This window comes from Pseudovibrio sp. Ad37, from assembly GCF_001623075.1.
GTDB lineage: Bacteria > Pseudomonadota > Alphaproteobacteria > Rhizobiales > Stappiaceae > Pseudovibrio.
The window spans coordinates 171,500-190,954 of sequence record NZ_LMCF01000012.1 but is presented as its reverse complement, the minus strand read 5'-3'; the positions used below and the strand labels follow the sequence as shown (position 1 = coordinate 190,954).

General features: G+C 52.0%; 16 protein-coding genes and 1 riboswitch. Of the genes, 8 read left to right on the top strand and 8 right to left on the bottom strand.

The features are described 5' to 3' along the window. Nucleotides 1–6: 6 nt before the first annotated feature. Nucleotides 7–2,184 carry a primosomal protein N' gene (locus PsAD37_RS02965; RefSeq protein ID WP_063294966.1) on the bottom strand — a complete coding sequence of 726 codons (2,178 nt, stop codon included), beginning with the start codon at nt 2,182–2,184 and terminating at the stop codon, nt 7–9. A gap of 237 nt (nt 2,185–2,421) precedes the next feature. Between PsAD37_RS02965 and fsa the strand changes: the two genes are divergently transcribed. Continuing rightward, entirely contained in the window at nt 2,422–3,075 is a 654-nt protein-coding gene (fsa, locus tag PsAD37_RS02960; RefSeq protein ID WP_057462970.1) for a fructose-6-phosphate aldolase, read from the top strand. Between the two features lie 119 nt (nt 3,076–3,194). After that, nucleotides 3,195–3,683, top strand: coding sequence for a DUF523 domain-containing protein (locus PsAD37_RS02955; RefSeq protein ID WP_063294863.1), 489 nt, complete (start codon nt 3,195–3,197; stop codon nt 3,681–3,683). A gap of 51 nt (nt 3,684–3,734) precedes the next feature. Here PsAD37_RS02955 and PsAD37_RS02950 read toward each other — a convergent pair whose 3' ends face one another. Beyond that, on the bottom strand, nt 3,735–4,289 hold the full coding sequence (locus PsAD37_RS02950; protein ID WP_063294862.1) for a transglutaminase domain-containing protein: 555 nt from the start codon (nt 4,287–4,289) through the stop codon (nt 3,735–3,737). Between the two features lie 389 nt (nt 4,290–4,678). Here PsAD37_RS02950 and PsAD37_RS02945 point away from each other — a divergent pair, with 389 nt between their 5' ends. From PsAD37_RS02945 to PsAD37_RS02920, 6 genes are all read left to right on the top strand, one after another. After that, nucleotides 4,679–5,413 (top strand): endonuclease, encoded by a 735-nt coding sequence (locus PsAD37_RS02945; protein ID WP_063294861.1) that lies wholly within the window; start codon nt 4,679–4,681, stop codon nt 5,411–5,413. Nucleotides 5,414–5,503: 90 nt separating this feature from the next. Beyond that, nucleotides 5,504–6,589 (top strand): phospholipase D-like domain-containing protein, encoded by a 1,086-nt coding sequence (locus tag PsAD37_RS02940; RefSeq protein WP_063294860.1) that lies wholly within the window; start codon nt 5,504–5,506, stop codon nt 6,587–6,589. An 81-nt stretch (nt 6,590–6,670) separates the two neighbouring features. After that, entirely contained in the window at nt 6,671–7,630 is a 960-nt protein-coding gene (locus PsAD37_RS02935) for a tyrosine recombinase XerC (protein ID WP_063294859.1), read from the top strand. A 59-nt stretch (nt 7,631–7,689) separates the two neighbouring features. Beyond that, nucleotides 7,690–7,792, top strand: a riboswitch (TPP riboswitch). A gap of 72 nt (nt 7,793–7,864) precedes the next feature. Beyond that, a complete protein-coding gene (gene thiM / locus PsAD37_RS02930; RefSeq protein ID WP_063294858.1) occupies nt 7,865–8,677 on the top strand; it encodes a hydroxyethylthiazole kinase in 813 nt (270 codons plus the stop codon). Beyond that, nucleotides 8,661–9,302, top strand: coding sequence for a thiamine phosphate synthase (thiE, locus tag PsAD37_RS02925; RefSeq protein WP_063294857.1), 642 nt, complete (start codon nt 8,661–8,663; stop codon nt 9,300–9,302). The genes thiM and thiE overlap by 17 nt, the downstream gene beginning before the upstream one ends. 79 nt (nt 9,303–9,381) lie before the next feature. Beyond that, nucleotides 9,382–9,813, top strand: a complete 432-nt coding sequence (locus PsAD37_RS02920) for a hypothetical protein (protein WP_063294856.1) — start codon at nt 9,382–9,384, stop codon at nt 9,811–9,813. A 57-nt stretch (nt 9,814–9,870) separates the two neighbouring features. Here PsAD37_RS02920 and lpdA read toward each other — a convergent pair whose 3' ends face one another. The 6 genes from lpdA to mdh form a co-directional block, all read right to left on the bottom strand. Next, a complete protein-coding gene (gene lpdA, locus PsAD37_RS02915) occupies nt 9,871–11,274 on the bottom strand; it encodes a dihydrolipoyl dehydrogenase (protein ID WP_063294855.1) in 1,404 nt (467 codons plus the stop codon). A gap of 101 nt (nt 11,275–11,375) precedes the next feature. Beyond that, a complete protein-coding gene (gene odhB / locus PsAD37_RS02910) occupies nt 11,376–12,884 on the bottom strand; it encodes a 2-oxoglutarate dehydrogenase complex dihydrolipoyllysine-residue succinyltransferase (protein WP_063294854.1) in 1,509 nt (502 codons plus the stop codon). Nucleotides 12,885–12,950: 66 nt separating this feature from the next. Beyond that, on the bottom strand, nt 12,951–15,920 hold the full coding sequence (locus tag PsAD37_RS02905; RefSeq protein WP_063294853.1) for a 2-oxoglutarate dehydrogenase E1 component: 2,970 nt from the start codon (nt 15,918–15,920) through the stop codon (nt 12,951–12,953). Between the two features lie 183 nt (nt 15,921–16,103). Further along, nucleotides 16,104–17,027, bottom strand: a complete 924-nt coding sequence (gene sucD, locus PsAD37_RS02900) for a succinate--CoA ligase subunit alpha (RefSeq protein ID WP_063294852.1) — start codon at nt 17,025–17,027, stop codon at nt 16,104–16,106. Beyond that, nucleotides 17,027–18,226 carry an ADP-forming succinate--CoA ligase subunit beta gene (gene sucC / locus PsAD37_RS02895; protein WP_063294851.1) on the bottom strand — a complete coding sequence of 400 codons (1,200 nt, stop codon included), beginning with the start codon at nt 18,224–18,226 and terminating at the stop codon, nt 17,027–17,029. The genes sucD and sucC overlap by 1 nt, the downstream gene beginning before the upstream one ends. Nucleotides 18,227–18,319: 93 nt before the next feature. Continuing rightward, nucleotides 18,320–19,282 (bottom strand): malate dehydrogenase, encoded by a 963-nt coding sequence (gene mdh / locus PsAD37_RS02890; RefSeq protein WP_063294850.1) that lies wholly within the window; start codon nt 19,280–19,282, stop codon nt 18,320–18,322. Nucleotides 19,283–19,455: the final 173 nt, after the last annotated feature.

Genomic DNA, 19,455 nt, shown 5'->3' with positions numbered 1-19,455 from the left:
GCAGCACTACATGAAACTTTGGGGGTCAACATCAACCTGCACTCTGATACCGCCAGTTGGCTTGGGAGCGGCAGACAACCAGTTTCTCAGAAAGCCTTGTAAATCAACACTCCGGGGTGCGATTGCGAGCAAACGGAACCGATATCTGCCCCTCACCAGCGCCATTGCAGCCTCTGCCGGACCGAGGATTTGAACGCCTTCCGAACTAGGACTATTTACTGCAAGAGTTTTGGAAAATTTTTCGGTGAGAGTTCTATCCGCTCCAGAGATAATCAATGCTGCGAGTCTCCCGAATGGAGGCAGGCCGGCGTTTTCTCGCGACTCGATTTCCGCAGCGTAAAATTCCTCGGGATTTCCGGAGAGAAGTGCCTTTATAACGGGCTGGTCAGGGTTGTAAGTTTGCAGCAATCCCCTGCCTTTTCCGTGTATTCGGCCAGCACGACCCGTCACCTGAGCCAGAAGCTGGAAAGTGCGCTCTGCTGCCCTAGGATCGCCATTTGCGAGGCCCAAATCAGCATCAACCACCCCTACAAGGGTCATTAATGGAAAGTTATGCCCTTTGGCGACCAATTGTGTGCCGATGACAATGTCAACTTCGCCCGTTTCAACGAGCTTCATTTCGCGATTTATGCGCTCTGTTCCGCCCGGTAAATCCGAGGAGAGAACAAGGACGCGCGCCTCGGGAAATAACGCTGAGACATCTTCAGCAATTCGTTCCACGCCAGGACCACACGCAACCAGCGTATCAGGCTTGCTGCATTCGGGGCATTTATCTGGCATAGGCTGTGAATAGCCGCAGTGGTGGCATACCAATTTACCCTTAAAGCGGTGCTCCACAAGCCAAGCTGAGCAGTTTTCACAATGGAACCGATGGCCGCAGGTTCTGCACAGGGTCAGTGGGGCATAACCCCTACGGTTCAAAAAGAGCAGAACCTGATTACCGTTGGTCAGTGTTTCCTGAATCTCATTGACCAGTGCAGGCGCCAGCCATTTGCCTCGCTCAGGCCCATCGCAGCGCATATCAATGCCTTTGATTACTGGCATTTCCGCACCGGAAGCACGCACTGGAAGCACGATTTTCGTGTATCGGCCGAGCTTTGCATTTACCTGACTTTCCACAGATGGTGTTGCACTGGCGAGCACGACAGGGAAACCAGAGATATGCCCCCGAACAACGGCCATATCCCTAGCGTTGTAGGGAACGCGATCATCTTGCTTGTAGGCCGTATCATGCTCTTCATCCACGACCAGCAAACCTAGCCTGTGAAAAGGAAGGAAAAGTGCTGACCGCGCACCAACAACGACCTTCACTTCGCCATTTGCGACTCCCCGCCACGTTCTTGCGCGTCGTTTTGGAGGTACTTGCGAGTGCCATTCGGCTGGTCTGACCCCAAATCGCTGCTCAAACCGCTCCAAAAACTGGTTGGTGAGCGCAATTTCGGGGATGAGAACCAGAGCTTGCTCGTTGTTTCTGAGAGCTTCGGCGACGGCTTCGAAATAAACTTCGGTCTTTCCTGACCCTGTCACCCCATCGATAAGGAAGGCTTTGAAGCCTTTTCCGATGGACTCACACAACTGATTCGCGGCGCCTTCCTGAAGATCCGTCAGCTTTCTGCCCGGAAGAGATGGATTAGGATCAGGCAGTGGCGGGGTTGCTGGCAGCATTGCTTCTTCCAGCACGCCTTGCTTTTTAAGGCCGTCGATGACCGAGGAGCTGACACCAGCGGCTCCCGCCAAGCCGGGGCGAGTCCATGCCATGCCATTTTCGACGAGTTCCATGACTTTTGAGCGCGCAGGTGTCATGCGGTCCGGCTGCATGCCATCAATGTAACGCACACCAGAGAGCAGCGCCTCTGGTTCCAGAGCCTCCTCAGAACGCAGCACCATGCGCAAAACCATGCCGGGAGCGCCCAGCGTCCATGCGGCGACCCAGTCTATGTATTTCCTAAGATCTTCAGCGATTGGGGGCGTATCGTAGACATGCAGGATGCTTTTCAGCCTTTTGGGATTAACCTTTGTGTCCGGTTCTCCATCCCAAACGGCGCCGATCACCTCACGCGGGCCAAGAGGCACACGCACGATGGAACCGGGGCGTACGTCCATGTCAGCTGGTACTTTATAGGAATATGCACCTGCGACAGCGACAGGAACCAGCACAGGTACAATCACCTCTGGTTCACACATCTGGCCGTTGCCAAAAAACTCAGTTTGCTGACTCACGAAACTCCATTCCTTGTTGAGCACTTGCTGGTTTTGCCGCGCATTCTTATCCTAAAACCGAAATCCAGTTTTCGGGAATACGCTTTAGCGGGTTTTACTCTTGTTGTTTCTATACACTCTGGGCTAAACACATACCGGAATTCCCCCCTAGGCCTCCGGTACCCTACGAGAGGCTACTAAGAAATCAGGAGCCTTTCCGGCATGAAATTCTTCGTTGATACTGCTGACACCAACGACATTAAAGAGCTGGCTGCAACCGGTCTTCTCGATGGTGTTACCACTAACCCATCTCTTATCATGAAATCTGGCCGTCCAATGAAAGAAGTCATCGCAGAGATCTGCGAGCTTGTGGATGGTCCTGTTTCTGCAGAAGTTGTCGCAACCGACGCTGAAGGCATGCTGAAAGAAGCTGAAGAGCTGATCGCAATTGCAGACAACATCTGCATCAAGCTGCCTTTGACATTGGAAGGCCTGAAGGCTTGCCGCGTTCTGGCGAACAAAGGCGTGCAGACCAACGTGACCCTTTGCTTTTCTGCAAACCAGGCTCTTCTGGCTGCAAAAGCTGGCGCGACCTTCATCTCTCCATTCATCGGCCGTCTGGACGACATCAACATTGAAGGCCTGGACCTGATTGCTGAAATCCGTCAGATCTATGATAACTACGGCTTCACCACCGAAATTCTTGCAGCTTCTATCCGTAGCGCAAACCACGTAAAAGACTGTGCTCTCATTGGCGCTGATGTTGCAACTATCCCACCTTCAACACTGAAGGGCCTCGTGAAGCACCCACTGACCGACAAAGGCCTGGAAGCATTCATGAAGGACTGGGCAGCAACCGGTCAGAGCATCGTTTAAGCTCTTTGTTTTTTCGCATATCGCGATGATATTAAGCGCGGGCCTTTGGGTCCGCGTTTTTTGTTTTATCGTGCAGTCTCAGCCAGCCCAAGCCTATCTAAAACTCAGGTATCCGCAGTATGACCACGAAAATCCTGATAAGTGCGTGCTTGCTTGGTGAGCCAGTCCGCTACAACGGCAGTGGCCTACCGCTTGAAAGCAGTATTCTAACTGGTTGGAAGGAAGCCGGTATTCTGGTGCCCCTTTGCCCGGAAGTCGCAGCAGGATTTCCAACACCGCGCCCACCAACTGAGATTGAAGAGAACCGATTGGGCACAGATGTTCTCGAGGGCCATGGCGGAATTTTTGAAGACAATGGGCGCGACGTCACCAGCCAGTTTCGCCTTGGTGCTAGCATCGCCGTGCAGACTGCGCTTGAAACAGGGTGCCGCTTCGCATTGCTCACTGATGGCAGCCCATCCTGCGGGAGCACTTTCATCTATAGTGGCCATCACGATGGGCAGACACGTTCGGGGATGGGTGTCGTCGCTGCTGATCTGCGCAGGAACGGCGTTGAGGTATTTGCTCAGCATCAGATAAAAGATTTGGCCAAGCAGTTGTGCAGCTAACCATTCAGCAAAGAAACTAAGAGTGCAGTTAACTCACTCTATTTTCACGCCCTACGATGCATATGTTGCAATCCATTCCGTCACAAGCCGGAAGTACTTTGCTCGCAAATCACGCTGGTCTTGAGGCAGGCTAGAGACGAGATCTGCTTTCAGATCAATTATGTTCTCCATAGCGGGGTATTCACGCTCTGCAACTGATGCAAGCGCAGTGTGATTTGAGCCACCCCAATCGTGGTTCACTTTAAAATCGAATCTCGCAAGTCCATCATGCCAGGTTGCATCCAGATTGAGCCATGCCCCCTGCTCTAACACCCGCACATAGTGGTGAAAGTCCGGCACGCGTTCACGAGTAGCGATTGTTTTTAGCTCTTCCGGAAAACTTCCATGAACAGGTGTGCTCTCGTTGAAGTACGTGAACATCGTGATGATCTCAGCTTGATATCCAGCTTCACGAAGAAAATCTCTCAGCAGAATGTGTTTCCCCGAGCAAGAACCAACGTTGCTTGTATAAACGGCCTTTGGATCTCGGTTACCAGTTGACCCGTATGGGATGTTGCGCACGTGGTGATAGATCTGCGGAAGAGACCGTAAGCTATTCTCCCGCATAATTTTCTGCAGAAATTCTTTGTATTTCCTCACTTAGCTGCCAATGCTCCCTGTTCAAAATAAGAAACAGCTAGTATTTCCCGAAAAACCTCACAAGCAAAGCCTTAGGCTGTGCATTTTCGCTAAGTACTATTTCTCTCCTCTTCATCACTCTTGGCAAGGTTCACACCCATTCATTCGGTCAAAATGGAACGGCACAAACCAGTATCCACCGCGTCAAACAGTGTTGGCAGGGGTTTCTTAACTCTCCCTCGCCAGTTTCTGATGGTGATCTTGAATATGTCGCGTGCATTTCATTCACGCGCCTCATTCAAGATCTTTATTAATGCGTATCCTCACCTGGAAACCGGAGACCACTTTTCAGGGATACGCTTGCGAAAGACTTCTTCATGCGTAACCTCATCGTATTCTCTGCTGCCCTTTTGGCTTGCATCTGGACAACTGCAGCCTTTTCTGCACCGCCAACCAGCTTCTCTCAGGCTAAGCGCTTGCTGGAAAAGCATATTTATCCATCAGAGGAGTATCGTGAGACCTTCTATTGTGGTTGCACCTACAATGGAAAGAAGCAGGTTGATGCGGACAGTTGCGGGTATACCCCGCGCAAAAACGCCAAGCGCGGCAAGCGGATTGAGTGGGAGCACATTGTTCCAGCTTCACGTTTTGGCAAAACCCGGGCTTGCTGGAGTGAAGGTGACCCCGCCTGTACCACGAAGAAGGGCAAATCCTACAAGGGCCGCCGGTGCTGCTCTAAAGTTGATGCAGATTTCAAGCGCATGGAAGCTGACCTCCATAACCTCGTTCCAGCCGTTGGTGAGTTAAACGGGGACCGCTCCAATTATCGCATGGCCGTTATTACTGGCGAAAACAGAACTTATGGCGCCTGTGATTTTGAGATTGACAGCAGCCGGAAAGTTGCCGAGCCGATGGCGGAGACCCGTGGTGATATTGCGCGGATCTATCTGTACATGCAGACCACCTACGGCATGCCTTTGACAGAGACTGAGGTCGAGATGTTCAACAATTGGATGGCAGAGGATCCGGTCTCTGAAGAAGAGCAACTGCGAGATGCTCGCATCCTGGAAATTCAGGGTAACACCAATCCGCTTATTTCGGTTGGTTTCTAGCCAGGTCCTCTTTTCGCTTCCTACCGTCATAATTGTGTACCGACACATCATCTACCCTAGGGTAAGGTGTTATGACGGTGGGAGGGTACAATGGCAGTTGAAACTGAGAATCTGAAATTCCTTGTTGGTCCGAAGACAGTCCTCGATCATTTACCGGATAATCCGCTGGATGATCTTGAGGGCGAGATTATCGGGTTTATTGATGCTGCAGAGCGCTCGCTCGACATAGCAATTCAAGAAATAGACAATAAACGCATAACCAACGCACTTATCAACGCAAAGCGGCGCGGTGTGCGGGTGCGAGTGGTATCCGAGGCGGATTACCTGAGCGTTGATGAGCCAGCAGACGACCCGCACTCAAGCGACCCTCGTGTTGAGAACGAGGTGAACCGGCAACTTCATGCGGCGTTGCTGCGCTCTAAGGTGTGGGTTCGGACTGACTTTAACCCACGGATATTCCATCAGAAATTCATCATTCGCGATGGCAATGCTGTTCTGACCGGCTCCACAAACTTCACTGAGACCGGCACACATCGCAACCTGAACCATCTTCTCATCATCAAGAATGAGAAGGTTGCCGATATCTTTGAACGGGAATTCAGGGAGATTAAACGGGGGCGATTTGGCCGATACAGCGTTGATGACAACGAAGCCGAGAACACACCGAAAGAAGTGATTGTTGACGACATCCGCGTGAAAGTTTGCTTTGCACCGGACCACGCACCAGAGATGGAAGTCACCAAACAGATGACAAAAGCTAAGGAACGAGTGGACTTTGCTATCTTCACCTTCTCCAAAAGCTCCGGCATTGATGATGCCATGTTGCTGCTGATGGAGGCTGGGCGAAAGGTGCGTGGTGCGCTTGATGCCCGGCAAGGCGGACAGGACTGGGCAGCCACTCAGCCTTTAGCGGAAGCTGGCGCTGATTTGCATTTCGTTCGCGGTTCAAGCCGAATTGGCAAGCTTCACCATAAGCTTATGGTAATCGATGATAGCATTATGATTGTTGGCAGCTTCAATTACACAGGCCCGGCGAACCGGTTTAATGACGAGAACATCGTCGTTCTGGGGGATTCTGTGATGCCAACCGAGAACCAGAAACGGTTTGCGATGGCCGCTCGGCAGGAAATTGACCGGATCATCAGTGATCACGGACAGCCAATCGTCATCAACTAAATTTGCGCAGGCCTTTCGTAAAGGCGTGTATGTTTATCTTTTGGTAACCATTCAGCCAGATTTGGCGCTTACACTTTGCGAATGGCAAATTCCCTTGATAGCGGCGAAGACTTACTCATCATCTGCAAACCAGATGTTACCGCAGCGATTGAAGACTGGATTGATCATCTGGGCTCTGAACGGCGACTGGCTGAACGAACACTGGAAGCGTATGAACGCGATACCCGTCAGTTCCTGCGCTTCATGACCAGTTATGAAGGTGAACCGGTTGCTCTGCGGCATCTGGAGTCTTTGAAACCAAAGGACTTTCGCGCATTTCTGGCAACCCGCCGGAGGGATGGCGCACAGACGCGAACACTTGCCCGTGGCCTTGCTGGCATCCGTTCCTTCCTCTCGTTTCTGGAGGAGCGCGGTGAGGTGAATGCGGCTGGTGCTGCTGCTGTTCGCACGCCAAGACTTCCCCGCAGCCTGCCCAAGCCTATCCCCATTGAGGAAGCCAAAGCGATTGTCAGCAGCGATCTCGCTTTTGAGGACACTCCCTGGGTTGAATCCCGCAACGCAGCGGTGTTCACACTGCTCTACGGTTGCGGTCTCCGTATCTCTGAAGCGCTGTCTCTGACATCGGCCTCAGCGCCGAAGGAGGGGGATAAGTCGCTGAAGATTCGCGGTAAAGGCAACAAAGAACGGCTTGTTCCGGTTCTGCCAGTGGTAATAGAAGCTATTGAAGCCTACAAAAAGCAGTGCCCTTATGTTCTGTCAGGCAGCTCACCGCTGTTTCGCGGGGTTCGTGGTGGCCCGCTGAATGCGCGCATGATCCAGCTGGCCATGCAAAAGATCCGCAGTGCTCTTGGTCTACCAGACACCGCAACTCCTCACGCTTTACGCCATTCGTTTGCAACTCATTTGCTGTCTGAAGGCGGGGATTTGAGGAGCATTCAGGAGCTACTGGGGCACGCAAGCCTTTCTACCACACAGATTTATACGGAAGTGAACAGTGCACAGCTGTTGGACGCTTATGACAAGGCACACCCGCGTCGTTGATAGGTTGTCCCCCTCCCGCACATCACCTTGATCTCCCTTAGCAGATCCCCTAGGTTCAGCACTGTGAAACGGGGTGCCCGACACTTGTGTTGTGGCTGAGATCATACTCGAAGAACCTGCTCTGGATAATTCCAGCGAAGGGAGCACTCACGCCGTGTTGGGGGATAGATTGTCTGGCAGTTTGCCAAGTCCCTGATACCAGCTCTCTTTCGCACAACAAGACCGAGGATAAAAATGGGTCGTGTCGAAAGCGCTTGCGCAACTCTTTCCGCAATTCGTGACAACAGTCCACTCGTCCATAACATGACGAACATCGTGGTGGCGAACACCACAGCCAACGCCCTGCTGGCCATTGGCGCCTCCCCTGCCATGGTGGATGGCCCGGAGGAAGCCCCTGAACTTGCTGGTGTTGCAGGTGCATTAGTGGTCAACGTGGGCACGGTTACCCCTGCTCAGGCAGAGGCAATGAAGTTGGCGACCGCTGCCGCTCATAAGGCAAGTCGCCCTTGGGTGCTGGACCCGGTGGCGGTTGGAGCGCTGACCTTCCGCACCAAGTTAGCTGGTGAATTACTGGAGAATAAGCCGAGCGTCATCCGTGGCAATGCCTCTGAAATCATGGCACTTGCTGGTCTGGGTGCTGGTGGAAAAGGCGTTGATAGCACGGATAGCTCTGAGGCTGCTCTCGCAGGAGCGAAAGAACTGGCGCAGCAGACAGGCGCTGTTGTTGTTGTCTCTGGGCCGGTGGATTTCATCACAGACGGTAAACGCACTGCTGAAGTCGCCAACGGGGATAAGATGATGCCTTATGTGACTGGTCTTGGCTGCACGGCAACGGCTTTGACTGGCGCGACACTGGCTGTTTGCGACGACCCGTTTGATGCCGCTGTTGATGCAATGGTCTTTCTCGGGGTTGTTGGTGAGATTGCTGCAAAAAATTCAGCAGGACCAGCAAGCTTGCAGCTGGATATCATTAACGGTCTCTATCAGCTGAACAGCGATATCCTCAACGCAACAACACGGGTTGAAATGCATGAAGCCGTTGCTTGATCTTTCCGTTTATCTGGTACTGGGGCCGCAAGACTGCCCCGGTCAGGATCCCGTCGACATTGCAGTTGCAGCTGCACAAAACGGCGCAACTGTGGTCCAGCTTAGAGACAAGACCGGCAGCACGCGCGAGCAAATTGAGCTGGCAGGGCGGTTGATGCGAGCGTTGAAACCGCTGAATGTGCCGTTGATCATCAATGACCGTGTGGATGTTGCGTTAGCAGTTGATGCGGACGGGGTTCATGTTGGGCAGGATGATATGGTTGCCACGAAAGCCCGGGAGTTGATCGGCTCTGATAAGCTGCTAGGTCTTTCGGTCAGCACTCAGGATGAGTTGGATGCTGCGGACATTTCCGCCTGTGATTACCTTGGTATAGGCGCATGCTTCCCGACGAACAGTAAGGATGATGCGGCTGATATGGGTATGCAGAGCTTTGCCGGTTTAACGGTTCAATCTCAGTTGCCTGTGGTCGGAATTGGCGGAATTTCGCTTGCGAATGCGGATCAGGTGATCAAAGCTGGAGCTGATGGGATTGCAGTTATTTCAGCAATCTGTGGGGCATCCAGTCCATCCGCAGCTACGCGCAAGCTTCAGGACATCGTCAAAAGCGTAAAAGACCTAGGGTGATAGGATAAAACACGCATTTACTCCTCGCAGAGCCCATCTAAATTGATATATGAGAGGACTAGGCGGGGAGCTTTTAGTCATGAAACTTAGACAAACACCATTTTTGTGCATATTCTTCTGCACGTTTGCTTTTCTTGTTTCAGCAGCTCAAGCGCCAACCGCCTGTGAAGTCCGCAAATTAGAGATGGCAGAGCTGGGGGATTGGGAAAATCCCAAAGCGCGTTTGAAAGAGCTCTCTCAGATTGAAGTTGAAGGCCAATGCCTTGACGGGCAGCTGGTTGTGCGTGCTCGTGCCTTCACCAGCTGCTCCCCTCGCGACTGCAAGTGGGGTTGGGCTGCAGGACAGCTTAGTTTTTCTGGTGTTCTAACATTCCGGTTCGGTGGTTTCTTCAAAGCACAGCATATTGAGCTGCGGCCAATGGGAGAGCGTATTCAGGCATATGTCCGCACCGAAAACCATGATCCAGCAATTCCGAACAAGACCCGCAGTTATATTCTGGTCCGCCAATAGCAAAAAAGCCGCCTCAGTTTCCTGAAGCGGCTCTTTTTTTAATCCAGAAATTCCAGATTACATATGAATTGGCTTGGCGAATGTTGCCATAGCAGCTTCTTTCACTGCTTCGGACATGGTTGGGTGCGCATGACAGGTGCGACCCAGATCCTCAGAGGAACCGCCGAATTCCATCAGAACACATGCTTCGTGGATCATTTCGCCAGCACCAAAGCCAACGATATGAACGCCGAGCACGCGATCTGTTTCAGTGTCAGCCAGCACTTTCACGAAACCGTCGGTGTGCAGCATTGCTTTTGCACGACCGTTTGCGGAAAACGGGAACTTGCCGGACTTGAATTTGATGCCAGCAGCTTTCAGCTCTTCTTCAGTTTTGCCAACGCTGGCCACTTCAGGAGAGGTGTAAACAACGCCAGGAATGACGTCATAGTTTACGTGACCAGCCTGACCTGAGAGCATTTCTGCAACTGCAACACCTTCGTCTTCCGCTTTGTGCGCAAGCATCGGGCCAGCAATCACATCACCGATAGCAAAGATACCGTCAACGTTGGTTTTGTAGTGGTTGTCTGTCTTCACGCGGCCACGCTCGTCCAGCTCAACACCTGCTTCTGCCAGACCAAGACCTTCCGTGTATGGACGGCGACCGATTGCGACGAGAACCACGTCTGCATCCAGAGTTGCGGCAGCGGCTTCACCTGCTGCTGGCTCAACAGTCACTTCCAGAGCACGGCCTTTTTTCTGAACTGCAGTTACTTTGGAGGACAGCTTGAACTTGAGGCCTTGCTTTTTCAGCATGCGCAGGAACTGTTTGGAAACGTCTGCATCCATTGGGCCAAGGATCTTGTCCATGAACTCAACAACTGTCACTTCAGCACCGAGACGGGCGTAGACAGAACCAAGCTCAAGACCAATAACGCCAGCGCCGACAACGGTCATACGGTTCGGCACTTTATCCAGAGACAGGGCACCAGTTGAAGAGACGACAGTTTTTTCGTCGATCTCGATACCTGGCAGAGGCATTACGTCAGAACCTGTTGCGATCACGATGTTCTTGGTTTCCACGATGGAAGTTGAGCCGTCTTCAGCTTTTACTTCTACGCGACCAGCACCCAGCACGCGGCCAGTACCAAAGTGAACGTCGATCTTGTTCTTTTTGAAGAGGTAATCGATACCGGTCACATTGCCGTCGATCACTTTATCTTTGTGCGCCAGCATTGCCTTCCAGTCCACTTTTGGCTTGGAAGTTTTGATGCCAAGGGCTTCAAAGCTGTGGTTTGCTTCCTCGAACATTTCAGAGGCATGCAGCAGAGCTTTGGATGGAATACAACCGATGTTCAGGCAGGTACCACCATGGGTCTTACGTTTCTCAACCACAGCAACTTTCATGCCGAGCTGAGCTGCCTTGATTGCACAAACATAACCGCCTGGGCCGGTACCGATGACGACGAGATCGTAGGACATTTGCAAATCCCTGTAAGTAGACGGGAGAAGGCTGCAACGAAGAGAAGTGCGCCAATTTCCCTTAAAACAAATGTGCCCGGCCAGTGCCGGGCACGTTTATATCAGAGGTCCAGAATCAGACGCTGTGGATCTTCAAGGCTCTCTTTAACGCGAACCAGGAAGGTCACTGCCTCTTTGCCGTCAACGATACGGTGATCGTAAGACAGAGCCAGATACATCATCGGACGGATTTCTACCTGACCGTTGATCGCAACCGGACGCTCCTGAATTTTGTGCATGCCGAGGATACCGGACTGCGGTGCGTTCAGGATTGGAGAGGACATCAGGGAACCGTAGACGCCACCATTGGAAACGGTGAAGGTACCACCCTGCATGTCTGCCATGGAGAGCTTGCCATCACGGCCTTTACGACCGAGGTTGCCGATTTCTTTTTCGATTTCAGCAATAGACATCTGGTCTGCATCACGAACAACAGGGACCACTAGACCCTTAGGCGTGCCAACAGCAACACCGATATGAGCGTAGTTTTTGTAGATGATGTCAGTGCCATCGATCTCAGCGTTTACAGCCGGGATTTCTTTAAGAGCATGGGTAATTGCTTTGGTGAAGAAACCCATGAAGCCAAGCTTTACGCCGTGCTTCTTCTCAAAGATGTCCTTGTACTGCTTGCGCAGGTCCATGATCGGCTTCATGTCCACTTCGTTGTAAGTGGTCAGCATAGCCGCAGTGTTCTGAGCATCTTTCAAGCGGCGCGCAATCGTCTGGCGTAGCTTGGTCATGCGAACACGTTCTTCACGCACTTCGTCAGTCGGAGCTGAAACGACGCGCACTGCAACAGGAGCTGGAGCAGCTGCCGGAGCAGCAGAAACGCCAGCAGCAACAGCTGCGAGAACATCACCTTTAAGAACCTGACCGCGCTTGCCAGAGCCTGCAACCTGATCAGCGGAGAGACCTTTTTCAGCCATCATCTTTGCTGCAGAAGGTGCTGCTGGCATGCTTGTGCCAGAAACCACTGGAGCTGTTGCGGCAGCTGCCGGAGCAGCAGCGGCAACAGCTGCGCCGTCGCCTTTAGCGATTTTGCAGAGCAGGTTACCAGGCTCAACAGTTGCGCCAGTTGCCTGAGCGATTTCAACCACGGTACCAGCAACTGGGCTAGGTACTTCCTGAGCAGCTTTGTCTGTTTCCAGCTCAACGAGGATATCGTCAGCCTTTACAACGTCACCAACTTTAACTGACCATTCGCCAACTTCAGCTTCGGTAACACTTTCACCAGCGTGTGGTACCAGAACTTCAACTGTTTCAGCAGCTGCAGTAGGCGCTGCTTTAGCAGCCGGTGCAGCTTCGGCAGCAGGAGCGGACACAGCACCAGCTGCGCCCTCTGCGATGGAACCAAGAAGGGTGCCAACTTCAACAGTCTCGCCTTCTTTCACATCAATGCTGTCCAGTTTACCGGCTACAGGTGCAGGCACTTCAACAGTTACCTTGTCTGTTTCCAGCTCAACCAGTGGCTCATCTGCATTCACCGCATCGCCCGGTTTTTTGAACCATTGAGCGATTGTTGCCTCGGTTACGGATTCACCCAGAGTGGGTACTCGAATTTCCGTCGCCATTGTCTCTATCTCTTTTCGTTTCAGGGCCCCTAAAAGGCCTGTCGGACTTACCTGATTACGAGGTACTTACTCGGCGAATGCATCGTCGAGGAAAGCTTGTAGCTGAGCCAAGTGCTTTGACATCAAGCCGGTTGCTGTTGCAGCAGCTGGTGGACGGCCAACGTAACGCGGACGATGCACTTTTGCATTCACATGCTCCAGAACCCATTCAATATATTGTTGAATGAAGAACCAGGAGCCCATGTTCTTTGGCTCTTCCTGACACCAGACTACATCTGCATTCTTGAAGCGTCCCATCTCTACGCACAAAGACTTGGTCGGGAACGGGTAGAGCTGCTCAACGCGGAGAATGTAAACGTCATTGATGTTACGTTTCTCACGCTCTTCGAGCAGGTCATAGTAGACCTTGCCTGTACACAGGATCACGCGACGGATGTCTTCATCCTTCTTCAGCTCAACAGTTGAACCCGGGTTCGTTTGAGCATCATCGTGAAGGAGACGGTGGAAGCTTTCGTCTGCGCCGAAGTCTTCCAGTTTGGAAACTGCACGCTTGTGGCGGAGCAGAGACTTTGGCGTCATCAGAACGAGTGGCTTACGAATGTCACGCTTCAACTGACGGCGAAGGATGTGGAAGTAGTTTGCCGGTGTCGAACAGTTGGCTACCTGCATGTTGTCTTCCGCGCACATCTGCAAGAAACGTTCAAGGCGTGCTGAGGAGTGCTCAGGCCCTTGACCTTCATAGCCATGCGGCAGCAAACATACCAGACCGGACATTCGAAGCCATTTACGCTCACCAGAGGAGATGAACTGGTCAAACAGCACCTGCGCACCGTTTGCGAAGTCACCGAACTGTGCTTCCCACATGGTCAGCGCATTTGGTTCTGTCAACGAGTAACCGTATTCAAAGCCCAACACTGCTTCTTCAGAAAGCATTGAGTTGATGACTTCGTAACGACCCTGCTTTTCACCAACGTGGTTCAGCGGGATGTAACGGTCTTCGTCTTCCTGATCATACAGAACAGAGTGACGCTGAGAGAAGGTACCGCGCTCACAATCCTGACCGGACAAGCGAACGGAATGGCCTTCTTTCAGCAATGCACCGAATGCCATTGCTTCGCCCATTGCCCAATCGATACCTTCACCGGTCTCAATCATTTTGGCACGGTTGTTCATGAAGCGGCGGATCGTGCGGTGTGCATTGAAGTCATCAGGAACATTAGTCAGCTTGCCGCCAAGTTCCTTGAGTTCATCCATTGAAAGACCAGTAGAACCACGACGCGGCTCATCGACTTCCTTAGCAATCTTCATCTTAGACCAACGGCCATCAAGCCAGTCGGCTTTGTTTGGCTTGTAGGTTTGGCCTGTTTCGAACTCACGATCCAGATGCGAACGCCAATCAGCTTTTGCTTTATTAACGTCCTCAGCAGACATCAGACCTTCTTTGACCAGCTTGTCAGCATAGATCTGAAGGGTTGTTTCATGCTTGCGGATCTTGCGGTACATGATTGGCTGCGTAAACGCAGGCTCGTCACCTTCGTTATGGCCAAAGCGGCGATAACAGATGATATCAATCACGACTGGGCGTCCGAACTTCTGACGATATTCAGTTGCAATCTTTGCGGCAAAAGTCACAGCTTCCGGATCATCACCATTTGCATGGAAGATCGGCGCTTCAATCACTTTCGCGGCGTCAGACGGATAAGGTGAAGATCGTGAGAAACGTGGGTTGGTTGTAAAGCCGATCTGGTTGTTGATGATCACATGGATCGAACCACCAGTGCGGTGACCACGAAGTGCGGACAGACCGAAACACTCAGCAACAACACCCTGACCAGCAAACGCGGCATCGCCATGCAGAAGCAATGGAAGGACGTTGCTGCGATCAATTTCCGATGTCTCTTTCCAGTCAGAAAGCTGGTCCTGCTTCGCGCGGACCTTACCCAGAACAACCGGGTTTACGATCTCAAGGTGAGACGGGTTCGCTGTCAAAGACAGGTGAACGTTGTTGTTGTCGAAAGAGCGGTCAGAAGAGGCACCGAGGTGGTACTTAACATCACCGGAGCCTTCTACGTCGTCGGGAGCGTAAGAACCGCCCTTGAATTCGTGGAAGATCGCGCGATGTGGCTTACCCATAACCTGGGATAGAACGTTCAGGCGACCACGGTGAGCCATTCCCAAGACGATGTCTTTAACGCCAAGAGCACCACCACGTTTGATGATCTGCTCGAGCGCTGGAATAAGTGCTTCACCACCGTCCAGACCGAAACGCTTTGTACCGGTGTATTTTACATCAAGGAACTTCTCGAAGCCTTCGGCCTCAACAAGTTTATTGAGGATCGCTTTCTTACCTTCTGGTGTGAAGGCAACATGCTTGTCCGGACCTTCAATGCGCTCCTGGATCCATGCTTTGGCAGCTGGATCAGAAATGTGCATGAACTCAACACCGAGGGTGGAGCAATAGGTCCGTTTCAGAATTTCCAGCATCTCACGGATGGTGGCGAATTCCATACCCAGAACGTTGTCCAGGAAGATCTTCCGATCCCAGTCCGCTTCAGAGAAGCCATAGGTCGCGGGATGCAACTCTTCATGGTCACCAGGAACAGCAAGGCGGAGCGGGTCAAGATCAGCATGCAAGTGGCCACGCATACGGTAAGCACGGATCATCATGATCGCACGAACACTATCGCGAGTTGCTTGCAGCACCTGATCTTCGGTTAGCTCAACACCATTCTTCTTGGCCGTGGACTTGATCTTTTTGCTGACTTCTTTTTCAGCAGGCCAGTCGCCATCAAGAGCTGAAACCAGTTCACCATTTGCTGGAACTGGCCAATCAGAACGCTGCCAGGTTGCTCCGCGAGCTTCCTTGATTACGTCCTCTGGATTGTCCTGAAGCGAAAAAAAGAATTCTTTCCACTCGGGGTCGAGTGAATTCGGGTTTTCCTGATATTGAGCATAAAGCTCTTCAATATAAGGAGCGTTGGCGCCGTAAAGAAACGACGTCAGCGCGAATACGTTGTTCGCGTCCTGCCGAGCCATCGTTTTTAAGCGGACTGTTGATCCGCCCTACTTTCTTTGGGCGGGTGTCACACACCACATACCCTTGGGTCCCGCGACTGACAGCAAGCCTGGGGACTTACTGCCTTCTCAAGACTGTCGATGAAAGTGATTCACCGACAGTCGATTTAGTATGCCTCCTAAAAAGTATAGGAGGTGTAATTTTTAAGCACCCTGCTTCAACTCTTCGAGAAGAGCAACAAGGGTCTTGCCAAGTTTAGCTGGGGATGGAGATACACGGATGCCCGCGTCTTCCATTGCAGCAATCTTGTCGTCCGCTCCGCCTTTACCGCCAGAGATCACAGCACCTGCGTGACCCATGGTACGGCCTGGAGGCGCTGTACGACCAGCAATGAAGCCAACCATTGGCTTAGAACGGCCTTTTGCAGCCTGTTCTTTGAGCCATTCAGCTGCTTCTTCTTCTGCAGAACCACCGATCTCACCGATCATGATGATGGATTCTGTTTCTGGATCGTCCAGGAACAGGTCCAGCATATCGATGAACTCAGTGCCTTTTACAGGGTCACCACCAATACCGACTGCCGTGGACTGGCCGAGGCCTTCCTGCGAAGTCTGGAAGACTGCTTCATAAGTAAGTGTACCTGAACGGGAAACAATACCTACAGAGCCCTTCTGGAAGATGGAGCCTGGCATAATGCCAATCTTGCACTGTTCAGGTGTCAGAACACCTGGACAGTTTGGACCGAGAAGACGGCTGTCGGATGCGTCGAGGCGAGCTTTAACCTTCACCATGTCTGCAACCGGGATACCCTCAGTGATACAAACGATCAAAGGAATGCCAGCGTCGATAGCTTCGATGATTGCTGCGCCTGCACCTGCTGGTGGGACGTAAACAACAGAAGCGTTTGCACCGGTTGCTTCTTTAGCTTCTTTAACGGAAGCAAAGATTGGCAGTTCAGCAGCGGATTCAAGTCCGGAAGACCAGGTTTCTCCGCCTTTTTTAGGGTGTACGCCAGCAACCATTTGGGTGCCGAAGTAAGCCAGTGCCTGCTCAGTGTGGAATGTACCGGTTTTACCAGTCAGACCCTGAACGATGACTTTGGTGTCTTTGTCGACGAGGATAGACATTATGCGACCTCCTTCACAGCAGCCACGATTTTCTGAGCTGCATCGTCGAGATCGTCAGCAGGAATAACATTCATGCCGCTTTCGCTAATGATCTTTTTACCAAGCTCAACGTTGGTGCCTTCGAGACGCACAACGAGTGGAACCTGAAGACCAACTTCTTTAACAGCAGCCAGAACGCCTTCTGCGATCACATCACAGCGCATGATGCCACCGAAGATGTTAACCAGAATGCCCTGTACGTTTGGATCGGACGTGATGATCTTGAACGCAGAGGTTACTTTCTCTTTGGTCGCACCGCCACCAACGTCGAGGAAGTTTGCAGGCTCAGCACCATACAGCTTGATGATGTCCATGGTCGCCATTGCCAGACCAGCACCGTTCACCATGCAGCCGATGTTACCGTCGAGAGCAACGTAAGCGAGGTCGTGCTTGGAAGCTTCGATCTCTTTTTCGTCTTCTTCGGTCTTATCGCGCAGGGCAACAATGTCTTCGTGGCGGAACAGTGCGTTGCCGTCAAAGGACACTTTCGCATCCAGAACGCGCAGACGACCATTTTCCATAACGATCAGTGGGTTGATTTCGAGAAGCGCCATATCCTTTTCTACAAATGCTTTGTAGAGGATTGGGAACAGCTTCATGCCATCCGCGCGTGCTTCACCTTCAAGCTTGAGGGTGTCACAAAGAGCGGATGCTTTGTCTTCGGTCACGCCCTGAAGCGGATCGATTGGCAGAGTGAGGATAAGTTCTGGCGTGTTGTGCGCAACTTCCTCGATATCCATGCCGCCTTCGGTGGATGCTACGAAAGCAACCTGACCACACGTGCGGTCGACGAGCAGAGAGAGGTACAGTTCGCGGTCAATGTCTGCGCCGTCTTCAATGTAGAGACGGTTTACGACTTTACCAGCATCACCGGTCTGTGCAGTCACCAGAGTGTTGCCGAGCATGTCAGCAGCGTGGGACTTTACTTCATCCAAGTTGAATGCAAGACGAACGCCGCCTTTTGCTTCTGGGCCAAGTTCTTTGAACTTACCCTTACCGCGACCACCTGCGTGGATTTGGGACTTCACAACCCACAACGGGCCTGGAAGGCTTTTTGCAGCAGCTTCAGCTTCATCAGCGGAGAAAATTGCAACACCTTCAGCAACAGGTGCGCCGTATTCCTTCAGGACCTGTTTGGCCTGGTATTCATGTATGTTCATCTGCCCTTCCCATTCTAAGGGGCCCTGCCGAAGCAGGGAGCTAGACTGGCAACGCCTAGTGCTGCCAGTCTTTCAGATCATAGCTTGCGTGGCTTATGCCAGAGCAGGCTGGATTTTCTTACAAGCGTCAACAAGGCCGTTTACAGAAGAAACAGATTTGTCGAACATCGCTTTTTCATCGCTATTGAGATCAATTTCAATGATACGTTCGATGCCGTTTTCGCCAATAACAGTTGGCACGCCAAGGTACATGTCTTTCTGACCATACTGGCCATCAAGGTATGCAGCACATGGAAGAACGCGCTTTTTGTCTTTGAGGTAGCTTTCTGCCATTGCGATAGCAGATGCAGCTGGTGCGTAGAATGCGGAACCTGTTTTCAGAAGACCAACGATCTCTGCGCCACCATCACGGGTGCGCTGAACGATTTCTGCGAGACGCTCAGCAGTGAGCCAGCCCATTTTCACCAGATCGGTGAGTGGAACGCCAGCAACAGTGGAGTAGCGTGTCAGTGGAACCATTGTATCGCCGTGACCGCCAAGAACGAATGCGGTTACGTCTTCTACGGATACTTTGAATTCTTCTGCAAGGAAGTAACGGAAGCGAGCGCTATCCAATACGCCAGCCATGCCAACAACTTTGTTTGCTGGAAGACCGGAGAATTTCTGCAGAGCCCAAACCATCGCGTCGAGTGGGTTGGTGATGCAGATTACGAAAGCGTCTGGAGCGTACTTCTTAATACCAGCACCAACCTGCTCCATAACCTTCAGGTTAATTTCAAGCAGATCATCACGGCTCATGCCAGGTTTACGAGGAACACCTGCAGTCACGATGACGACATCAGAACCAGCGATGCCTTCATAGGTGTTTGTGCCAGACAGACCAGAGTCAAAGCCGTCAACTGGAGAAGATTCTGCCAAGTCCAAAGCTTTGCCCTGAGGCATACCTTCAGCGATGTCGAACAGAACGATATCACCCAGTTCTTTCAGACCAGCGAGGTGTGCAAGTGTGCCACCAATCTGACCGGATCCAATCAAAGCAATCTTGTTGCGCGCCATGAGGAGCTCCCCTTTACGTAACATAGAACCATGATATATGGTGCCTATTTGTCGCAGTGGGTAGCGGTTTTGACGGATGTGCGCAACCCAAATGAAGCACACATCCGCGTTATTTTCCGTAAAATGACGTTTTTTTAGCAGTTTGGATAAGCTCTCAATACGTCATTTCTGAA

Coding starts and splice junctions, on each gene's coding strand:
- PsAD37_RS02945 (WP_063294861.1), top strand. CDS start 4,679: ATGCGTAACCTCATCGTATTCTCTGCTGCCCTTTTGGCTTGCATCTGG.
- thiE (WP_063294857.1), top strand. CDS start 8,661: ATGAAGCCGTTGCTTGATCTTTCCGTTTATCTGGTACTGGGGCCGCAA.
- PsAD37_RS02955 (WP_063294863.1), top strand. CDS start 3,195: ATGACCACGAAAATCCTGATAAGTGCGTGCTTGCTTGGTGAGCCAGTC.
- PsAD37_RS02965 (WP_063294966.1), bottom strand. CDS start 2,184: ATGTGTGAACCAGAGGTGATTGTACCTGTGCTGGTTCCTGTCGCTGTC.
- PsAD37_RS02905 (WP_063294853.1), bottom strand. CDS start 15,920: ATGGCTCGGCAGGACGCGAACAACGTATTCGCGCTGACGTCGTTTCTT.
- mdh (WP_063294850.1), bottom strand. CDS start 19,282: ATGGCGCGCAACAAGATTGCTTTGATTGGATCCGGTCAGATTGGTGGC.
- PsAD37_RS02950 (WP_063294862.1), bottom strand. CDS start 4,289: ATGCGGGAGAATAGCTTACGGTCTCTTCCGCAGATCTATCACCACGTG.
- PsAD37_RS02920 (WP_063294856.1), top strand. CDS start 9,382: ATGAAACTTAGACAAACACCATTTTTGTGCATATTCTTCTGCACGTTT.
- sucC (WP_063294851.1), bottom strand. CDS start 18,226: ATGAACATACATGAATACCAGGCCAAACAGGTCCTGAAGGAATACGGC.
- lpdA (WP_063294855.1), bottom strand. CDS start 11,274: ATGTCCTACGATCTCGTCGTCATCGGTACCGGCCCAGGCGGTTATGTT.
- PsAD37_RS02935 (WP_063294859.1), top strand. CDS start 6,671: ATGGCAAATTCCCTTGATAGCGGCGAAGACTTACTCATCATCTGCAAA.
- PsAD37_RS02940 (WP_063294860.1), top strand. CDS start 5,504: ATGGCAGTTGAAACTGAGAATCTGAAATTCCTTGTTGGTCCGAAGACA.
- odhB (WP_063294854.1), bottom strand. CDS start 12,884: ATGGCGACGGAAATTCGAGTACCCACTCTGGGTGAATCCGTAACCGAG.
- sucD (WP_063294852.1), bottom strand. CDS start 17,027: ATGTCTATCCTCGTCGACAAAGACACCAAAGTCATCGTTCAGGGTCTG.
- fsa (WP_057462970.1), top strand. CDS start 2,422: ATGAAATTCTTCGTTGATACTGCTGACACCAACGACATTAAAGAGCTG.
- thiM (WP_063294858.1), top strand. CDS start 7,865: ATGGGTCGTGTCGAAAGCGCTTGCGCAACTCTTTCCGCAATTCGTGAC.